Source organism: Pseudomonas sp. S3_B08 (genome assembly GCF_054667725.1).
Window position 1 is genome coordinate 5,664,222 of the sequence record NZ_CP162750.1, and the last position, 17,363, is coordinate 5,681,584.

Here is a 17,363-nt window from a genome sequence, read left to right on the forward strand (position 1 = left end):
TTAAGTGCTACCGCAGTCAGCCACCACTGCTGCGGCAACAAAATCCAAAGTTTCGGGAGAGTGAACATGGGCAAAATTATCGGTATCGACCTGGGGACTACCAACTCCTGCGTCTCCGTGCTGGAAAACGGCAAAGCCAAAGTTATTGAAAACGCTGAAGGCGCGCGTACCACGCCGTCGATCATCGCTTACGCCAACGATGGCGAAATTCTGGTAGGTCAGTCGGCCAAGCGTCAGGCTGTAACCAACCCGCACAACACCCTGTACGCGGTAAAGCGTCTGATCGGTCGTCGTTTTGACGAAGAAGTTGTGCAGAAAGATATCCAGATGGTCCCTTACAAGATCGTCAAGGCTGACAACAATGACGCCTGGGTAGAAGTGAACGGCCAGAAAATGGCGCCGCCACAAATCTCGGCTGAAATTCTGAAGAAGATGAAGAAGACCGCCGAAGACTACCTCGGCGAGGCAGTGACCGAAGCGGTGATTACCGTTCCGGCCTACTTCAACGACAGCCAGCGTCAGGCCACTAAAGACGCCGGCCGCATCGCTGGTCTGGACGTAAAACGCATCATCAACGAACCAACCGCAGCCGCTCTGGCTTACGGTATGGACAAGGCCAAGGGCGATCACACCGTGATCGTTTATGACCTGGGTGGCGGTACTTTCGACGTTTCCGTGATCGAAATCGCTGAAGTTGACGGCGAGCACCAGTTCGAAGTGTTGGCCACCAACGGTGACACTTTCCTCGGCGGTGAAGACTTCGACATTCGTCTGATCGACTACCTCGTTGACGAATTCAAGAAAGAAAGCGGCATGAACCTCAAAGGTGACCCGCTGGCCATGCAGCGTCTGAAAGAAGCCGCTGAGAAAGCCAAGATCGAGCTGTCGTCCGCTCAGTCGACCGACGTCAACCTGCCGTACATCACTGCAGACGCGACCGGTCCTAAGCACCTGAACGTGAAGATCTCCCGTGCCAAGCTCGAAGCACTGGTTGAAGACCTGGTTCAGCGCACCATCGAACCTTGCCGCATTGCCATGAAAGACGCCGGTATCGACGTCAGCGCGATCAACGACGTGATTCTGGTCGGTGGTCAGACTCGCATGCCGCTGGTGCAGAAGCTGGTGACCGATTTCTTCGGTAAGGAAGCGCGCAAAGACGTGAACCCGGACGAAGCTGTTGCCATGGGTGCTGCGATTCAGGGCGCTGTTCTGGCCGGTGACGTAAAAGACGTTCTGCTGCTCGACGTCAGCCCGCTGACCCTGGGTATCGAAACCATGGGTGGCGTGATGACCGCGCTGATCGAGAAAAACACCACGATTCCTACCAAGAAATCGCAAGTGTTCTCGACTGCCGACGACAACCAGGGCGCTGTGACCATTCACGTTCTGCAGGGCGAGCGCAAGCAAGCTGCACAGAACAAATCGCTGGGCAAGTTCGACCTGGCCGACATTCCACCAGCTCCACGTGGCGTGCCGCAGATCGAAGTGACCTTCGACATCGACGCCAACGGCATCCTGCACGTCGGCGCGAAAGACAAGGCTACCGGCAAGACCCAGTCGATCGTGATCAAGGCCAACTCCGGTCTGTCCGACGAAGAAATCGAGCGCATGGTGCGTGACGCCGAGGCGAATGCCGAGGAAGACCGCAAGTTCGAAGAACTGGCCGCTGCCCGTAACCAGGGTGACGCACTGGTGCACTCGACTCGCAAGATGATCGCTGACGCGGGCGACAAGGTCACCGCCGAAGAGAAGACTGCAATCGAAGCTGCAGTGGTTGCGCTGGAAGCCGCCGTCAAAGGCGACGACAAGGCTGCCATCGAAGCCAAGGTTGAAGAGCTGTCGAAAGTCTCCGCTCCGGTTGCTCAGAAGATGTACGCCGAACAGGCTCAGCCAGCTGATGGCGCGGCCCCGCAAGGCGAATCGGCTGAGAAGGCTGACGACGTTGTCGACGCCGAGTTCGAAGAAGTCAAAGACCACAAGTAAGTTGTTGGTCGCCCGGTTGACTGCCTTGCGGCGGTGACTGGTAGGATGTCGCCGCGCGGGAGCTTGCCTCCCGCGTTGGCGTATCTGGAATACGCGAATTTTTACAGCATGCGACACCGTTCGGATGCTGGCGGTATGGCCGGGAATGCTCCTGCTTTTCGCGCCGCAGATACCGCATCAATCAAGACCAGGATCGTTGAATTGACGTGAGTTGGGTCCGGGCCTTAATGGGGGCTCAACGAGTTTGGCGAGGCTCAGGAGGGGTTTGCCGAACGTCCTTAAGAGTGCAAAGAACTTATGGCAAAGCGTGACTATTACGAAGTATTGGGTGTCGAGCGGGGCACGAGCGAAGCGGACCTGAAGAAGGCCTATCGCCGTCTGGCCATGAAGCACCACCCCGACCGTAATCCCGGCGACAAAGCTTCCGAAGAAGCATTCAAAGAGGCCAACGAGGCCTATGAAGTGTTGTCCGACGCCAGCAAGCGCGCGGCATACGACCAGTATGGTCATGCCGGCGTCGATCCGAGCATGGGTGGCGGCGGTGCCGGTTTCGGTGGCCAGAACTTCTCGGACATCTTCGGCGATGTCTTCAGTGATTTCTTCGGTGGCGGTCGCGGCGGTGCCCGTGGCGGCGCTCAGCGTGGCAGCGATCTGCGCTACACCCTGGAGCTGAATCTGGAAGAAGCGGTGCGCGGTACGTCGGTGAATATCCGCGTTCCGACACTGGTCAACTGCAAACCGTGCGATGGTTCCGGCGCCAAGAAAGGCTCGTCGCCGACGACGTGCCCGACCTGCGGCGGCATCGGTCAGGTGCGCATGCAGCAGGGCTTTTTCTCGGTGCAGCAGACCTGCCCGCGCTGCCATGGCCAGGGCAAGATCATTTCCGATCCGTGCGACTCCTGCCACGGCGACGGTCGCGTCGAAGAGTACAAAACCCTGTCGGTCAAAGTGCCTGCCGGTGTTGATACTGGCGACCGTATTCGTCTGTCCGGCGAAGGCGAGGCGGGTACTCAGGGCGGGCCGACTGGCGACCTGTACGTTGTGATCAATGTGCGCGAACACGACATCTTCCAGCGTGACGGCAAGCACCTGTTCTGCGAAGTGCCGATCAGCTTCGTCGACGCTGCACTGGGCGGCGAGCTGGAAATTCCGACCCTCGACGGTCGCGTCAAACTGAAAATCCCCGAAGGCACGCAGACCGGCAAGCAGTTCCGCGTACGCGGCAAAGGCGTTGCGCCAGTGCGTGGCGGCGGTGCCGGCGACCTGATGTGCCGTGTCGCTGTGGAAACGCCGGTCAACCTCAACCGTCGTCAGCGTGAACTGCTGGAAGAATTCCGCAGTTCCCTGGCCGACGACAACAGCCACTCGCCGAAAACCACCGGTTGGTTCGACGGTGTGAAGCGTTTCTTCGGCGATTTGTAAGGAGTCGGCATGCGACGTATTGCAGTGATGGGCGCCGCCGGGCGCATGGGCAAGACCCTGATTGAAGCGGTGCAGCAGACGCCGGGCGCCGGTCTGACGGCGGCGGTCGATCGTCCCGACAGCACGCTGGTCGGCGCGGATGCCGGTGAGCTGGCAGCGCTGGGCCGTATCGGCGTGCCGCTGTCCGGTGATCTGGATCGTGTGGTTGAAGAGTTCGATGTGTTGATCGACTTCACTCACCCGACCGTGACCCTGAAGAATCTCGCGTTCTGCCGCAAACACGGCAAAGCGATGATCATCGGCACCACCGGTTTCAGTGTTGAAGAGAAGCAATTGCTGGCCGATGCGGGCAAGGACATTCCGATCGTCTTCGCCGCCAACTTCAGCGTCGGCGTCAACCTGTGCCTGAAGTTGCTCGACACCGCTGCGCGCGTGCTGGGAGACGATGTCGATATCGAGATCATGGAAGCCCATCACCGCCACAAGGTCGATGCTCCCTCCGGTACCGCGGTGCGCATGGGTGAAGTGATTGCCGATGCCTTGGGGCGTGATCTGAAGAAGGTCGCGGTCTACGGTCGCGAGGGCCAGACTGGTGCGCGGGAGCGTGAAACCATTGGTTTCGCCACCGTGCGCGCTGGCGATATCGTCGGTGATCACACCGTGCTGTTCGCTGCCGATGGCGAGCGCGTCGAGATTACCCACAAGGCATCGAGCCGCATGACCTTCGCCAAGGGCGCGGTGCGTGCGGCGCTGTGGCTGGATGGTCGCGAGCCGGGCCTGTACGACATGCAAGACGTGCTCGACCTGCGTTGAGTCGTTGCTGAACCCGGCGCAAACGTCCCGTTTTGCGCCGGGTTTTACCGCTTGGCGACGACCTGTCGCATTCTCCGGCCTTTAAGGCTCTTTAGCGGTGGACCAAAAACGCCCTTTTCTGTAAGCTACAGCTTTAGTGTGTCCACTAAAAGCGCGCAGAATAATTTCAGTGAAGAAGCGGGGTGACGTGTCCATACGTCACTCCGCTTTTTTACAACCTGCGATTGCCCTTTCATGCGTTATTTACGGGAGGTCTTCTTGACTAAGCCAGCCATACTCGCCCTTGCTGATGGCAGCATTTTTCGCGGCGAAGCCATTGGAGCCGACGGTCAGACCGTTGGTGAGGTGGTGTTCAACACCGCAATGACCGGCTATCAGGAAATCCTTACCGATCCTTCCTACGCCCAGCAGATCGTTACCCTGACTTACCCGCACATCGGCAACACCGGCACCACGCCGGAAGACGCCGAGTCCGACCGCGTCTGGTCCGCTGGCCTGGTCATCCGTGACCTGCCGCTGGTAGCGAGCAACTGGCGCAACACGATGTCCCTGTCTGATTACCTGAAAGCCAACAATGTAGTGGCAATCGCCGGTATCGACACCCGTCGCCTGACCCGCATCCTGCGTGAAAAAGGCGCTCAGAACGGCTGCATCATGGCCGGCGACAACATCTCCGAAGAAGCGGCCATCGCCGCTGCGCAAGGCTTCCCGGGCCTGAAGGGCATGGACCTGGCGAAAGTCGTCAGCACCAAGACCCAATACGAATGGCGCTCGACTGTCTGGGATCTGAAAACCGACAGCCACGCGACCATCGAGGCTTCCGACCTGCCATATCACGTGGTCGCCTACGACTACGGCGTCAAGGTCAACATCCTGCGCATGCTGGTCGAGCGCGGCTGCCGCGTCACCGTAGTGCCTGCGCAGACTCCAGCCGCCGATGTGCTGGCGCTGAAGCCGGACGGCGTGTTCCTGTCCAACGGCCCTGGTGATCCGGAGCCATGCGACTACGCGATCCAGGCGATCAAGGAAGTGCTGGAAACCGAGACGCCGGTATTCGGCATCTGCCTCGGCCACCAGCTTCTGGCTCTGGCCTCCGGCGCCAAGACCCTGAAAATGGGCCACGGCCACCACGGTGCCAACCACCCGGTGCAGGATCTGGATACAGGCGTGGTGATGATCACCAGCCAGAACCACGGTTTTGCGGTAGACGAAGCCACCCTGCCAGCCAACGTGCGCGCGATCCACAAATCGCTGTTCGACGGCACCCTGCAAGGCATCGAGCGCACCGACAAGAGCGCGTTCAGCTTCCGAGGTCACCCTGAAGCGAGCCCGGGCCCGAACGATGTCGCGCCACTGTTCGACCGCTTCATCAACGAGATGGCCAAGCGACGCTAAGCGTTCGCCTTGAGACTGTAGAGAGAAGCCCTCGAGGGCGGCCCCGGTACCGGCGGCCCCTTCGGGACTTCAGAAATCGATCAAGACGGCTTGCCGACTGACCTGCGGATTTGAGTGACAAACCATGCCAAAACGTACAGACATTAAAAGCATCCTGATTCTCGGCGCTGGCCCGATCGTGATCGGCCAGGCCTGCGAATTCGACTACTCCGGCGCCCAGGCCTGCAAAGCCCTGCGCGAAGAGGGTTACCGCGTCATCCTGGTGAACTCCAACCCGGCCACCATCATGACCGACCCGGACATGGCCGACGCCACCTACATCGAACCGATCAAGTGGCAGACCGTGGCCAAGATCATCGAAAAAGAGCGTCCGGACGCCGTGCTGCCAACCATGGGCGGCCAGACCGCTCTGAACTGCGCCCTGGACCTGGAGCGCGAAGGTGTTCTCGAGAAGTTCGGCGTAGAGATGATCGGTGCCAACGCCGACACCATCGACAAGGCTGAAGACCGTTCGCGTTTCGACAAGGCGATGAAATCCATCGGCCTGGCGTGCCCGCGTTCCGGCATCGCCCACAGCATGGAAGAAGCCAACGCGGTCCTCGAAACCCTCGGTTTCCCGTGCATCATCCGTCCGTCCTTCACCATGGGCGGCACCGGTGGCGGTATCGCTTACAACCGTGAAGAGTTCGAAGAAATCTGCGCCCGTGGTCTGGACCTGTCGCCGACCAAAGAGCTGCTGATCGACGAATCGCTGATCGGCTGGAAAGAATATGAGATGGAAGTTGTCCGCGACAAAAAGGACAACTGCATCATCGTCTGCTCGATCGAAAACTTCGATCCGATGGGCGTGCACACTGGCGACTCGATCACCGTAGCTCCAGCCCAGACGCTGACCGACAAGGAATACCAGATCCTGCGTAACGCCTCGCTGGCGGTACTGCGCGAGATCGGCGTCGAGACCGGCGGTTCCAACGTGCAGTTCGGTATCTGCCCGAACACTGGCCGTATGGTCGTGATCGAAATGAACCCGCGTGTTTCGCGCTCCTCGGCACTGGCTTCGAAAGCCACCGGTTTCCCGATTGCCAAGGTCGCGGCCAAACTGGCTGTGGGTTACACCCTCGACGAGCTGTCGAACGACATCACCGGCGGCAAGACCCCGGCGTCCTTCGAGCCGTCGATCGACTACGTCGTTACCAAGCTGCCACGCTTCGCCTTCGAGAAATTCGCCAAGGCTGACGCGCGCCTGACCACGCAAATGAAGTCGGTCGGCGAAGTCATGGCCATCGGCCGGACCTTCCAGGAATCCTTGCAGAAAGCCCTGCGCGGTCTGGAAGTCGGCGTTTGCGGTCTGGACGAGAAGCTCGATCTGAGCAACCCGGACAGCATGAGCGTGCTCAAGCGCGAACTGACCGTGCCGGGCGCCGAGCGTATCTGGTACGTGGCGGACGCCTTCCGCGCCGGTCTCTCGGTCGAAGATATCTTCGGCATGAACATGATCGACCCTTGGTTCCTGGTGCAGATCGAAGACTTGATCAAGGACGAAGAGAAGGTCAAGACCCTCGGTCTGTCCTCGATCGACCGCGACCTGATGTTCAAGCTCAAGCGCAAAGGCTTCTCCGATCAGCGTCTGGCCAAGCTGCTGGGCGTGACCGAGAAAAACCTGCGTACGCATCGTCAGAAGCTGGAAGTCTTCCCGGTCTACAAGCGCGTTGACACCTGCGCCGCCGAGTTCGCTACCGACACCGCTTACCTGTACTCGACCTACGAGGAAGAGTGCGAGGCAGCACCGTCGGGTCGCGACAAGATCATGATTCTGGGTGGCGGTCCGAACCGTATCGGCCAGGGCATCGAGTTCGACTATTGCTGCGTTCACGCTGCGCTCGCCCTGCGCGAAGACGGCTACGAAACCATCATGGTCAACTGCAACCCGGAAACCGTTTCCACCGACTACGACACTTCCGACCGTCTGTACTTCGAGCCGGTAACCCTGGAAGACGTACTGGAAATCTGCCGCGTCGAGAAGCCGAAAGGCGTGATCGTCCAGTACGGCGGCCAGACTCCGCTGAAACTGGCTCGTGCTCTGGAAGCTGCTGGCGTGCCGATCATCGGCACCAGCCCTGACGCGATCGACCGCGCCGAAGACCGCGAGCGCTTCCAGCAAATGGTCGAGCGTCTGAACCTGCGTCAGCCGCCAAACGCCACTGTGCGCAGCGAAGACGAAGCCGTTCGTGCTGCGGCGAAGATCGGTTATCCGCTGGTGGTGCGCCCGTCCTACGTGCTGGGCGGCCGTGCGATGGAAATCGTTTACAAGGAAGACGAACTCAAGCGCTATCTGCGTGACGCGGTGCAAGTGTCCAACGACAGCCCGGTGCTGCTCGACCACTTCCTCAACTGCGCCATCGAAATGGACGTGGATGCGGTCTGCGACGGCAAAGATGTAGTGATCGGCGCGATCATGCAGCACATCGAACAGGCGGGCGTTCACTCCGGTGACTCCGCTTGCTCGCTGCCGCCGTACTCGCTGCCAGCGCACATCCAGGACGAGATGCGCGAACAGGTCAAGAAAATGGCTCTGGAACTGGGCGTTGTCGGCCTGATGAACGTGCAATTGGCTTTGCAGGGCGAAGACATCTACGTCATCGAAGTCAACCCGCGCGCCTCGCGTACCGTGCCGTTCGTTTCCAAGTGCATCGGTGTCTCCCTGGCGATGATCGCTGCGCGCGTGATGGCCGGTAAGACCCTGCAGGAAATCGGCTTCACCAAAGAAATCATCCCGAACTTCTACAGCGTGAAAGAGGCGGTGTTCCCGTTCGCCAAGTTCCCCGGCGTTGACCCGATCCTCGGCCCAGAGATGAAGTCGACCGGTGAAGTGATGGGCGTCGGCGACACCTTCGGCGAAGCATTCGCCAAAGCGCAGATGGGCGCCAGTGAAGTGCTGCCGACCGGCGGTACCGCGTTCATCAGCGTGCGCGATGACGACAAACCACTGGTTGCAGGCGTGGCCCGTGATCTGATCAACTTGGGCTTCGAAGTGGTCGCCACTGCCGGCACTGCCAAGCTGATCGAAGCTGCAGGCCTGAAAGTGCGCCGCGTGAACAAGGTGACCGAGGGTCGTCCGCACGTGGTCGACATGATCAAGAATGACGAAGTCACGCTGATCATCAACACCACCGAGGGTCGTCAGTCGATCGCCGATTCGTACTCCATTCGTCGCAACGCCCTGCAGCACAAGATCTACTGCACCACCACTATTGCTGCGGGCGAAGCGATCTGCGAAGCGCTGAAGTTCGGTCCGGAAAAGACCGTGCGCCGCTTGCAGGATCTACACGCAGGATTGAAGGCATGAGCATAACCAAGTACCCAATGACTGTTCAGGGCGCTCGCGCCCTGGAAGAGGAGCATGCTCACCTGACCAAGGTCGTCCGTCCGAAGCTCAGCCAGGACATCGGTACGGCCCGCGAGTTGGGTGACTTGAAGGAAAACGCTGAATACCATGCTGCCCGCGAACAGCAAGGCATGGTCGAAGCGCGTATTCGTGATATCGAGGGCCGGATTCAGAATCAGGTCATCATCGACGTCACGACCATTCCTCACACCGGTAAAGTGATTTTCGGTACCACCGTCGAGATCGCCAACGTCGAGACTGATGAAAGCGTCACTTACCACATCGTGGGTGAGGATGAGGCTGACTTCAAACTCGGCAAGATCTCCGTCGGTTCGCCGCTGGCCCGCGCCTTGATTGGTAAGGAAGAGGGTGACGTTGTCGCCGTCAAAACGCCAAGCGGCGTGATCGAGTACGAGATTGTCGAAGTTCGTCACATCTGAAAGAAGGCGCCCGCTGCATGCGGGCGCCATGCTTTGGCAACTGACCCAGATGCTTTGGGTCGGTGGCCTATGGTTGATTCATGTCGGTTTGCAGCCGGCGCTGGGCCGGATCGGCTTGGCGCCGCTGTTGATCGACGAAGTCGCCAGTGCATTCGAAGTGCTGGTGGTGGGGTTCGCCGCTCTGTGCGTGATCTTTCAGGCTTTGGTGCTGGTACAGGCCGAGGGCCTTGCCAGTCTATGGCGGGATTTTCGCGGGCAGGTGCTGTTGATGGCGTTGTACGCGTGCGCGATGTATGTCGCTGTGCGTGTCGGCTGGCCGGATGCGCAGCGCTGGCAGGTATTCAGTTATCTGGTGCTGGGATTTTCCGGGCTGGTGCTGGTCATGCAGCCGGTGCCGGGATGGGGTGGCAGGGTGCGCGAAGCACACCCTTGACCCTGCGCATCACTTGAAGCGATGAACGTTCGACAGCTGCTTGTTGGCGCTGAAGTTCTTGCGGTAGACCAGAGCCATCTTGCCGATGACCTGAACCAGGTCCGCTTTGCCGACCTTGCACAGCTCGGCGATGTGCGCCAGGCGCGACTCGCGATCGAGGATATTGAGCTTGATCTTGATCAGCTCGTGATCGGCCAAGGCGCGTTCAAGTTCGGCTAAAACACCTTCAGTCAAACCGTTGTCCGCTACCGTCAACACTGGTTTGAGGTGGTGGCCGATGGATTTGTACTGTTTCTTCTGCTCTGGAGTGAGCGGCATAATCTGACCCTTTCGTCTGGATTCTGTAAAATGGCGGCCATTTTACCCGAGGGTTCGTGGATCCGCCCAACTAATCACGACCCTAATCATCGAGGTGCCCAATGGCGCGTTCCAAGACAAGCCTTGGTTGGCTGAAAAGACATGTCAACGATCCTTATGTGAAGCAGGCGCAGAAGGATGGCTACCGCTCGCGTGCAAGTTACAAGCTGCTGGAGATCCAGGAAAAATACAAATTGATCCGCCCGGGCATGAGCGTGGTCGACCTCGGCGCGGCGCCGGGTGGCTGGTCGCAGGTGACCAGTCGGCTCATCGGTGGCCAAGGGCGTCTGATCGCTTCGGACATCCTGGAAATGGACAGCATTCCGGACGTGCATTTTATCCAGGGCGACTTCACGGAGGACTCGGTGCTCGCTGAAATCCTGGAGGCCGTGGGTAATTCGCAGGTGGACCTTGTGATTTCCGATATGGCCCCCAATATGAGTGGTACGCCCGAAGTGGATATGCCCAAGGCCATGTTCCTGTGCGAGCTGGCTCTGGACCTGGCGGAACGGATCCTCAAGCCCGGTGGCAACTTCGTCATCAAGATTTTTCAGGGCGAAGGGTTTGACGTTTATCTGAAGGATGCTCGGAAGAAATTCGACAAGATCCAGATGATCAAGCCAGACTCTTCCCGTGGCAGCTCCCGTGAGCAGTACATGCTGGCCTGGGGTTATCGTGGCGGTGATGCGTAAAACGAGGTTTTTCGGCAGGGCGATAGGTTTTTCATATTTCGCTCTGCAGGCATAAGCGAATATTGTGTAGAAAGTGTTTCACAAAGGGTTACAGACGGCGCCTGCCAGAGTTGTAGGTAATGTAGTAAGTTAGGCCGGTGAATATCATGCGAAGCGCGCGCCAGTAGCGGAGCTTGCTTCAGAGGGTAGTTAATTGAACGATATGGCAAAGAATCTGATCCTGTGGTTGATCATCGCGGCAGTCCTGGTGACGGTGATGAACAACTTCTCCAGCCCTAACGAGCCGCAGACCCTCAACTATTCCGACTTCATCCAGCAGGTCAAGGATGGCAAGGTCGAGCGCGTAGCCGTTGACGGCTATGTGATTACCGGCAAGCGCACCGATGGCGACAGCTTCAAGACCATTCGTCCGGCAATTCAGGACAATGGCCTGATCGGCGATCTGGTCGACAATCACGTTGTGGTTGAAGGCAAGCAGCCTGAACAGCAAAGCATCTGGACTCAGCTTCTGGTAGCCAGCTTCCCGATCCTGGTGATCATCGCGGTGTTCATGTTCTTCATGCGCCAGATGCAGGGTGGTGCCGGTGGCAAGGGCGGGCCGATGAGCTTCGGCAAGAGCAAGGCGCGCCTGCTCTCTGAAGATCAGGTGAAAACCACTTTGGCTGACGTTGCCGGTTGCGACGAAGCCAAGGAAGAAGTCGGCGAGCTGGTCGAGTTCCTGCGTGATCCGGGCAAATTTCAGCGTCTGGGCGGTCGTATCCCGCGCGGCGTGCTGATGGTCGGCCCGCCGGGTACCGGTAAAACCTTGCTGGCCAAGGCGATTGCCGGCGAAGCGAAAGTGCCGTTCTTCACCATTTCCGGTTCCGACTTTGTCGAAATGTTCGTCGGTGTCGGCGCCAGCCGCGTCCGCGACATGTTCGAGCAGGCCAAGAAGCACGCCCCTTGCATCATCTTCATCGACGAAATCGATGCCGTAGGTCGCCATCGTGGCGCCGGCATGGGTGGCGGTCACGACGAACGTGAGCAGACTCTCAACCAGTTGCTGGTAGAGATGGACGGCTTCGAAATGAATGACGGCATCATCGTGATTGCTGCGACCAACCGTCCGGACGTGCTCGACCCTGCGCTGCTGCGTCCGGGCCGTTTCGACCGTCAGGTGGTGGTTGGCTTGCCAGACATTCGTGGTCGCGAGCAGATTCTGAAAGTGCACATGCGCAAAGTGCCAATGGGCGACGACGTTGCTCCGGCAGTGATCGCGCGTGGTACTCCTGGTTTCTCCGGTGCTGACCTGGCCAACCTGGTCAACGAAGCGTCGCTGTTCGCTGCCCGTAGCGGCAAGCGTATCGTCGAGATGAAAGAGTTCGAACTGGCGAAAGACAAGATCATGATGGGTGCCGAGCGCAAATCCATGGTCATGTCCGAGAAAGAAAAGCAGAACACGGCCTACCACGAAGCTGGCCATGCCATTGTCGGTCGCGTTGTTCCCGAGCATGATCCGGTCTACAAGGTGTCTATCATTCCGCGCGGTCGTGCGCTGGGTGTGACCATGTTCCTGCCGGAAGAAGATCGCTACAGCCTGTCCAAACGTGCGCTGATCAGCCAGATCTGCTCGTTGTACGGTGGCCGTATCGCTGAAGAAATGACCCTGGGCTTCGATGGTGTGACTACCGGTGCCTCCAACGACATCATGCGTGCAAGTCAGATTGCCCGGAACATGGTGACGAAATGGGGGTTGTCGGAAAAACTCGGTCCGCTGATGTATGCCGAAGAAGAGGGTGAAGTGTTCCTCGGTCGTGGCGGTGGTGGTCAGGCTGCCAGCTTCTCCGGTGAGACAGCCAAACTGATCGACTCCGAAGTGCGCAGCATCATTGATCAGTGCTACGGCACCGCCAAGCAGATCCTCACGGATAACCGTGACAAGCTGGATGCCATGGCTGATGCGCTGATGAAGTACGAAACCATCGATGCCGAGCAGATTGACGACATCATGGCCGGCCGCACACCTCGCGAACCTCGCGACTGGTCGGGTGGCACCGGTACGCCTCCGCCGCCTGTCGTGCAGGATGAGCGTCCGGAAAAACCGATTGGCGGTCCGGCTGCTGACGTTTAAGGCTTGAAATGACTTCTGTACAGTCCCTGACCCGGTTGCCTTGTGGCAACCGGGTTCTTGATTTGGCCCAGACGCATGTCATGGGCATTCTCAATGTCACTCCTGATTCCTTTTCCGACGGCGGCCGCTACAGCCAGCTCGATGCGGCGCTGCGCCATGCCGAAGCCATGGTGCTGGCTGGCGCGACGCTGATTGATGTCGGCGGCGAGTCGACCCGGCCGGGTGCGCGAGCGGTCTCTCCTCTGGAGGAACTTGAGCGCGTCGCGCCGATTGTCGAGCTGATCAATCGCGAGTTGGATGTCATCATCTCGGTCGATACTTCCACCCCGGCAGTCATGCGCGAAACCGCACGGCTCGGTGCCGGCCTGATCAACGATGTGCGTTCGTTGCGTCGCGATGGCGCGCTGGATGCGGCGGCGGCTACCGGATTGCCGGTCTGCCTCATGCACATGCTCGGCGAACCGGGCGATATGCAGGATAATCCGCAGTATCAGGATGTTACTCGCGAGGTCGCTGAGTTTCTCGCCGAGCGCATGGAGCAGTGCGCGCAGGCGGGTATCCCCGCCGAGCGGATCATTCTTGATCCCGGCTTCGGCTTCGCCAAGACCTTGCAGCACAATCTAAGCTTGTTCAAACACATGGAGGCTCTGCATGCGCTGGGACGGCCATTGCTGGTAGGTGTTTCGCGCAAGAGTATGATTGGCCACGCGTTGAACCGTCCCGTGGGCGAGCGCCTGCACGGCGGACTGGCGCTGGCGGCGCTGGCGTCAGTTAAAGGCGCACGTATATTGCGCGTCCACGATGTGGCGGAAACCGTCGATGTTGTGCGAATGATCGCGGCCGTTGAATCAGCCGAATAAGAATGATGGAGCACTTATGAGCAAGAAATATTTTGGTACCGACGGCATTCGCGGTCGTGTTGGTGAATACCCGATCACGCCTGACTTCATGCTCAAGCTCGGCTGGGCGGCTGGTATGGCTTTCCGCAAGATGGGGGCCTGCAAGGTGCTGGTCGGCAAGGACACGCGGATCTCCGGTTATATGTTCGAATCGGCACTCGAGGCCGGGCTGACCTCGGCGGGCGCCGATGTGATGCTGCTCGGCCCGATGCCGACGCCTGCCATCGCTTATCTGTCGCGTACGTTCCAGGCTGAAGCCGGTATCGTGATAAGTGCCTCGCACAACCCGCATGATGACAACGGCATCAAGTTCTTCTCCGGTAAAGGCACCAAGCTGCCGGATGAGTTGGAGTTGATGATCGAAGAATTGCTCGACACGCCGATGACCGTTGTCGAGTCGAGCAAGATCGGCAAGGTGTCGCGAATCAATGACGCATCGGGTCGCTACATCGAGTTCTGCAAAAGCAGCGTTCCTACTGGCTCCAATTTCGCCGGCCTGAAGATCGTCATCGACTGCGCGCATGGTGCGACTTATAAGGTTGCACCTAGCGTCTTCCGTGAGCTGGGTGCCGAAGTTGTCGTGCTATCTGCCCAGCCGAATGGGTTGAACATCAACGATAACTGCGGTTCCACGCATATGGGGCCGTTGCAGGCCGCCGTTCTGGCTGAGCATGCGGACCTGGGTATCGCCTTCGACGGTGATGGCGATCGGGTACTGATGGTCGATCACACCGGCGCCATTGTTGATGGTGACGACCTGCTGTTTATCATTGCCCGCGATCTGCATGAGCGTGGCAAGTTGCAGGGTGGCGTCGTCGGTACGTTGATGAGCAATCTTGGTCTCGAACTGGCCCTTGCGGATCTGTCGATCCCGTTCGTTCGCGCCAATGTCGGTGACCGCTACGTGATTGCCGAACTGCAAGAGCGCAACTGGCTCGTTGGTGGGGAAAACTCCGGGCATGTGGTCTGCTTCAACCACACCACCACGGGCGACGCGATCATCGCGGCTCTGCAGGTGTTGATGGCTCTGAAATCCCGCAACGAAGGTCTGGCGCAAACGCGGCAGGCGTTGCGCAAGTGCCCTCAGGTGCTGATCAACGTTCGCTTTGGCGGCGGTGAAAGCCCTCTGGAGCATCCGGCTGTCAAGGAAGCCAGTGCCCGTGTAACTCAGGCGATGGCGGGGCGCGGTCGCGTGCTTCTGCGCAAGTCCGGCACAGAGCCTTTGGTGCGCGTAATGGTCGAAGGCGAGGACGAAAACCAGGTTCGCGGCTATGCCGAAGAGCTGGCAAAACTGGTAACCGAAGTTTCTGCCTGATACGGCTTGCAAGCCATGATTGTGTTGGGTAACATCTGCGCCCACTTTGACCGACGAGGTACAGCATGCGTCGCCCTATGGTAGCTGGTAACTGGAAGATGCACGGTACCCGCGCCAGCGTCGCTGAGCTGATCAACGGCCTTCGTCATCTGGCCTTGCCTAGCGGTGTTGATGTCGCGGTGTTCCCGCCTTGCTTGTATATCAATCAAGTGATTGATGGCTTGAAAGGCAAGTCGATTTCGGTCGGCGCGCAGAATTCTGCGGTGGAAGCCATGCAAGGTGCGTTGACTGGTGAGATTGCTCCCAGCCAACTGGTGGATGCAGGTTGTTCCCTGGTGCTTGTCGGGCACTCCGAACGCCGCCAGATTCTCGGCGAGCGAGACGGGATGCTGAATCGCAAGTTCGCAGCGGCACAGGCATGTGGCTTGATTCCGGTGTTGTGTGTAGGGGAGACCCTCGAGCAGCGCGAAGCCGGAAAAACTCTTGAAGTTGTCGGGCGTCAGCTGGGCAGCATCATCGAGGAGCTGGGTGTCGGTGCCTTTGCCAAGGCAGTTATTGCTTACGAGCCGGTCTGGGCCATTGGTACCGGGCTGACTGCAACGCCGCAACAGGCTCAGGATGTGCATAAGGCCATTCGCGAGCAGTTGGCGGCAGAGAATTCTGAAGTCGCACGAGGTGTGCGGCTTCTATACGGCGGCAGCGTGAAGGCGGCCAATGCGGTCGAACTGTTCGGCATGCCGGATATCGATGGGGGGCTCATTGGTGGAGCTTCCCTGAATGCAGATGAGTTCGGTGCGATTTGTCGCGCCGCGGGAAACTGAAAAAATGCTGGAAACAGTCGTAGTCGTTTTTCATCTGCTGGGTGCATTGGGCGTAGTTGCTCTGGTTTTGCTGCAGCAGGGTAAGGGTGCGGACGCTGGCGCGTCTTTCGGAGCAGGTGCTTCAAATACTGTGTTCGGAAGCCAAGGTTCCTCTACCTTTCTTAGTAAGTTTACTGCTATACTTGCCGCCGGTTTCTTCATAACCAGCTTGGGGTTAGGTTACTTTGCTAAAGAGAAAGCTCATCAGCTGACTCAAGCAGGTCTTCCAGATCCAGCAGTGTTGGAAGTACCTAAGCAACAACCGGCTTCTGATGATGTCCCGGTGCTTCAAGAGCAAAAGTCGGCTACTCCAGCGACTGACGTGCCTCCAGCTCAAGAGCAGAAGTAAGAAGGGTTTCAAACGTAGTATTGCCGAGGTGGTGGAATTGGTAGACACGCAACCTTGAGGTGGTTGTGCCCATAGGGTGTAGGGGTTCGAGTCCCCTTCTCGGTACCAATTAGTCAGGAGAGCCCGCTGTTGCGGGCTTTCTTGCAGGTGGAAGGTTACATTGACCCTAAAAGGGATCGGTCGTATACTTCCGCCCCAGCTTTGTCGCGGGGTGGAGCAGTCTGGTAGCTCGTCGGGCTCATAACCCGAAGGTCGTCGGTTCAAATCCGGCCCCCGCAACCAGTTTAAGGAGCCCCTTTTAAGGGGCTTTTTGTTAGCTGGATACTTTCAACGCCGCTGTTCGACGGCGTTTCAAGGATGGGCGTTATGCCCATTTTTTTATTTTGCAAAGCATGCACATATCATGCACTAGGGGGTTCAGGTGTCGAGCAAGCTAGAAGAGTTGCAGGCCTTGCTGGCCCCGGTGGTCGTGGCCCTGGGCTATGAATGCTGGGGTATCGAGTTTTCGGCTCAGGGTCGTCACTCGATGTTGCGCGTTTATATCGATAAAGAGGGTGGCGTGCTGGTGGACGATTGCGCCATTGTCAGCCGTCAGATCAGCGGCGTTCTGGATGTTGAAGATCCGATCTCCGTTGAATACACCCTTGAAGTTTCCTCGCCTGGCATGGAGCGCCCGCTGTTCACTCTTGAGCAGTTTGCCAAATTTGCCGGTGAACAAGTGAAGATCAAGCTGCGCTCGCCTTTCGAAGGTCGACGCAACTTTCAGGGCCTTCTGCGCGGTGTAGAAGAGCAGGACGTCGTGGTGCAGGTAGAAGACCACGAGTTCCTGTTGCCGATCGATATGATCGACAAGGCCAACATTATTCCCAGTTTTGACTGAGACGCGGATCCCGCGGATCCAATGGCTTGC

At 58.7% G+C, this 17,363-nt stretch carries 15 protein-coding genes and 2 tRNA genes; 16 read left to right on the forward strand and 1 reads right to left on the reverse strand.

Translation table 11 applies throughout. From position 1 onward, the window contains the following. Positions 1-66 precede the first annotated feature (66 nt). The 7 genes from dnaK to AB4N73_RS25490 all read left to right on the forward strand — a co-directional run bounded on the left by dnaK (position 67) and on the right by AB4N73_RS25490 (position 9,871). Positions 67-1,983, forward strand: coding sequence for a molecular chaperone DnaK (dnaK, locus tag AB4N73_RS25460; RefSeq protein WP_042608859.1), 1,917 nt, complete (start codon positions 67-69; stop codon positions 1,981-1,983). A 297-nt stretch (positions 1,984-2,280) separates the two neighbouring features. After that, positions 2,281-3,405, forward strand: coding sequence for a molecular chaperone DnaJ (gene dnaJ, locus AB4N73_RS25465; protein ID WP_016771767.1), 1,125 nt, complete (start codon positions 2,281-2,283; stop codon positions 3,403-3,405). Between the two features lie 9 nt (positions 3,406-3,414). After that, the gene (dapB, locus tag AB4N73_RS25470) at positions 3,415-4,218 is read left to right on the forward strand and encodes a 4-hydroxy-tetrahydrodipicolinate reductase (protein WP_041477928.1); all 804 of its coding nucleotides are present in this window, start codon (positions 3,415-3,417) and stop codon (positions 4,216-4,218) included. A gap of 258 nt (positions 4,219-4,476) precedes the next feature. After that, entirely contained in the window at positions 4,477-5,613 is a 1,137-nt protein-coding gene (gene carA, locus AB4N73_RS25475; protein WP_460142712.1) for a glutamine-hydrolyzing carbamoyl-phosphate synthase small subunit, read from the forward strand. Between the two features lie 124 nt (positions 5,614-5,737). After that, the gene (gene carB / locus AB4N73_RS25480) at positions 5,738-8,959 is read left to right on the forward strand and encodes a carbamoyl-phosphate synthase large subunit (RefSeq protein WP_256809569.1); all 3,222 of its coding nucleotides are present in this window, start codon (positions 5,738-5,740) and stop codon (positions 8,957-8,959) included. Positions 8,960-8,961: 2 nt separating this feature from the next. Continuing rightward, positions 8,962-9,438: a transcription elongation factor GreA gene (gene greA / locus AB4N73_RS25485; RefSeq protein ID WP_038861135.1), complete on the forward strand. Its 477-nt coding sequence runs from the start codon at positions 8,962-8,964 to the stop codon at positions 9,436-9,438. A 28-nt stretch (positions 9,439-9,466) separates the two neighbouring features. Continuing rightward, positions 9,467-9,871: an MFS transporter gene (locus AB4N73_RS25490; protein ID WP_150636055.1), complete on the forward strand. Its 405-nt coding sequence runs from the start codon at positions 9,467-9,469 to the stop codon at positions 9,869-9,871. 9 nt (positions 9,872-9,880) lie between these two features. On the opposite strand, the gene AB4N73_RS25495 is transcribed toward AB4N73_RS25490, so the two are convergent. Next, positions 9,881-10,189, reverse strand: coding sequence for a YhbY family RNA-binding protein (locus AB4N73_RS25495; RefSeq protein ID WP_016771761.1), 309 nt, complete (start codon positions 10,187-10,189; stop codon positions 9,881-9,883). A gap of 101 nt (positions 10,190-10,290) precedes the next feature. Here AB4N73_RS25495 and rlmE point away from each other — a divergent pair, with 101 nt between their 5' ends. The 9 genes from rlmE (at position 10,291) to rimP (ending at position 17,333) form a co-directional block, all read left to right on the forward strand. After that, positions 10,291-10,920, forward strand: coding sequence for a 23S rRNA (uridine(2552)-2'-O)-methyltransferase RlmE (gene rlmE, locus AB4N73_RS25500; protein ID WP_016771760.1), 630 nt, complete (start codon positions 10,291-10,293; stop codon positions 10,918-10,920). Positions 10,921-11,122: 202 nt separating this feature from the next. Beyond that, the gene (ftsH, locus tag AB4N73_RS25505; RefSeq protein ID WP_016771759.1) at positions 11,123-13,030 is read left to right on the forward strand and encodes an ATP-dependent zinc metalloprotease FtsH; all 1,908 of its coding nucleotides are present in this window, start codon (positions 11,123-11,125) and stop codon (positions 13,028-13,030) included. Between the two features lie 8 nt (positions 13,031-13,038). Beyond that, positions 13,039-13,890: a dihydropteroate synthase gene (folP, locus tag AB4N73_RS25510; RefSeq protein WP_150743386.1), complete on the forward strand. Its 852-nt coding sequence runs from the start codon at positions 13,039-13,041 to the stop codon at positions 13,888-13,890. Positions 13,891-13,906: 16 nt separating this feature from the next. Next, entirely contained in the window at positions 13,907-15,244 is a 1,338-nt protein-coding gene (gene glmM / locus AB4N73_RS25515; RefSeq protein ID WP_041477931.1) for a phosphoglucosamine mutase, read from the forward strand. A gap of 65 nt (positions 15,245-15,309) precedes the next feature. Beyond that, positions 15,310-16,065 (forward strand): triose-phosphate isomerase, encoded by a 756-nt coding sequence (gene tpiA, locus AB4N73_RS25520; protein ID WP_041477932.1) that lies wholly within the window; start codon positions 15,310-15,312, stop codon positions 16,063-16,065. Positions 16,066-16,069: 4 nt separating this feature from the next. Next, positions 16,070-16,453 (forward strand): preprotein translocase subunit SecG, encoded by a 384-nt coding sequence (secG, locus tag AB4N73_RS25525; RefSeq protein ID WP_016771756.1) that lies wholly within the window; start codon positions 16,070-16,072, stop codon positions 16,451-16,453. Positions 16,454-16,475: 22 nt separating this feature from the next. Continuing rightward, positions 16,476-16,561, forward strand: a tRNA-Leu gene (locus AB4N73_RS25530). A gap of 97 nt (positions 16,562-16,658) precedes the next feature. Continuing rightward, positions 16,659-16,735, forward strand: a tRNA-Met gene (locus tag AB4N73_RS25535). Between the two features lie 139 nt (positions 16,736-16,874). Further along, positions 16,875-17,333, forward strand: a complete 459-nt coding sequence (gene rimP / locus AB4N73_RS25540; RefSeq protein WP_007973115.1) for a ribosome maturation factor RimP — start codon at positions 16,875-16,877, stop codon at positions 17,331-17,333. Positions 17,334-17,363: the final 30 nt, after the last annotated feature.

Coding starts and splice junctions, on each gene's coding strand:
- dnaK (WP_042608859.1), top strand. CDS start 67: ATGGGCAAAATTATCGGTATCGACCTGGGGACTACCAACTCCTGCGTC.
- dnaJ (WP_016771767.1), top strand. CDS start 2,281: ATGGCAAAGCGTGACTATTACGAAGTATTGGGTGTCGAGCGGGGCACG.
- dapB (WP_041477928.1), top strand. CDS start 3,415: ATGCGACGTATTGCAGTGATGGGCGCCGCCGGGCGCATGGGCAAGACC.
- carB (WP_256809569.1), top strand. CDS start 5,738: ATGCCAAAACGTACAGACATTAAAAGCATCCTGATTCTCGGCGCTGGC.
- AB4N73_RS25490 (WP_150636055.1), top strand. CDS start 9,467: ATGCTTTGGCAACTGACCCAGATGCTTTGGGTCGGTGGCCTATGGTTG.
- AB4N73_RS25495 (WP_016771761.1), bottom strand. CDS start 10,189: ATGCCGCTCACTCCAGAGCAGAAGAAACAGTACAAATCCATCGGCCAC.
- rlmE (WP_016771760.1), top strand. CDS start 10,291: ATGGCGCGTTCCAAGACAAGCCTTGGTTGGCTGAAAAGACATGTCAAC.
- ftsH (WP_016771759.1), top strand. CDS start 11,123: ATGGCAAAGAATCTGATCCTGTGGTTGATCATCGCGGCAGTCCTGGTG.
- folP (WP_150743386.1), top strand. CDS start 13,039: ATGACTTCTGTACAGTCCCTGACCCGGTTGCCTTGTGGCAACCGGGTT.
- glmM (WP_041477931.1), top strand. CDS start 13,907: ATGAGCAAGAAATATTTTGGTACCGACGGCATTCGCGGTCGTGTTGGT.
- tpiA (WP_041477932.1), top strand. CDS start 15,310: ATGCGTCGCCCTATGGTAGCTGGTAACTGGAAGATGCACGGTACCCGC.
- secG (WP_016771756.1), top strand. CDS start 16,070: ATGCTGGAAACAGTCGTAGTCGTTTTTCATCTGCTGGGTGCATTGGGC.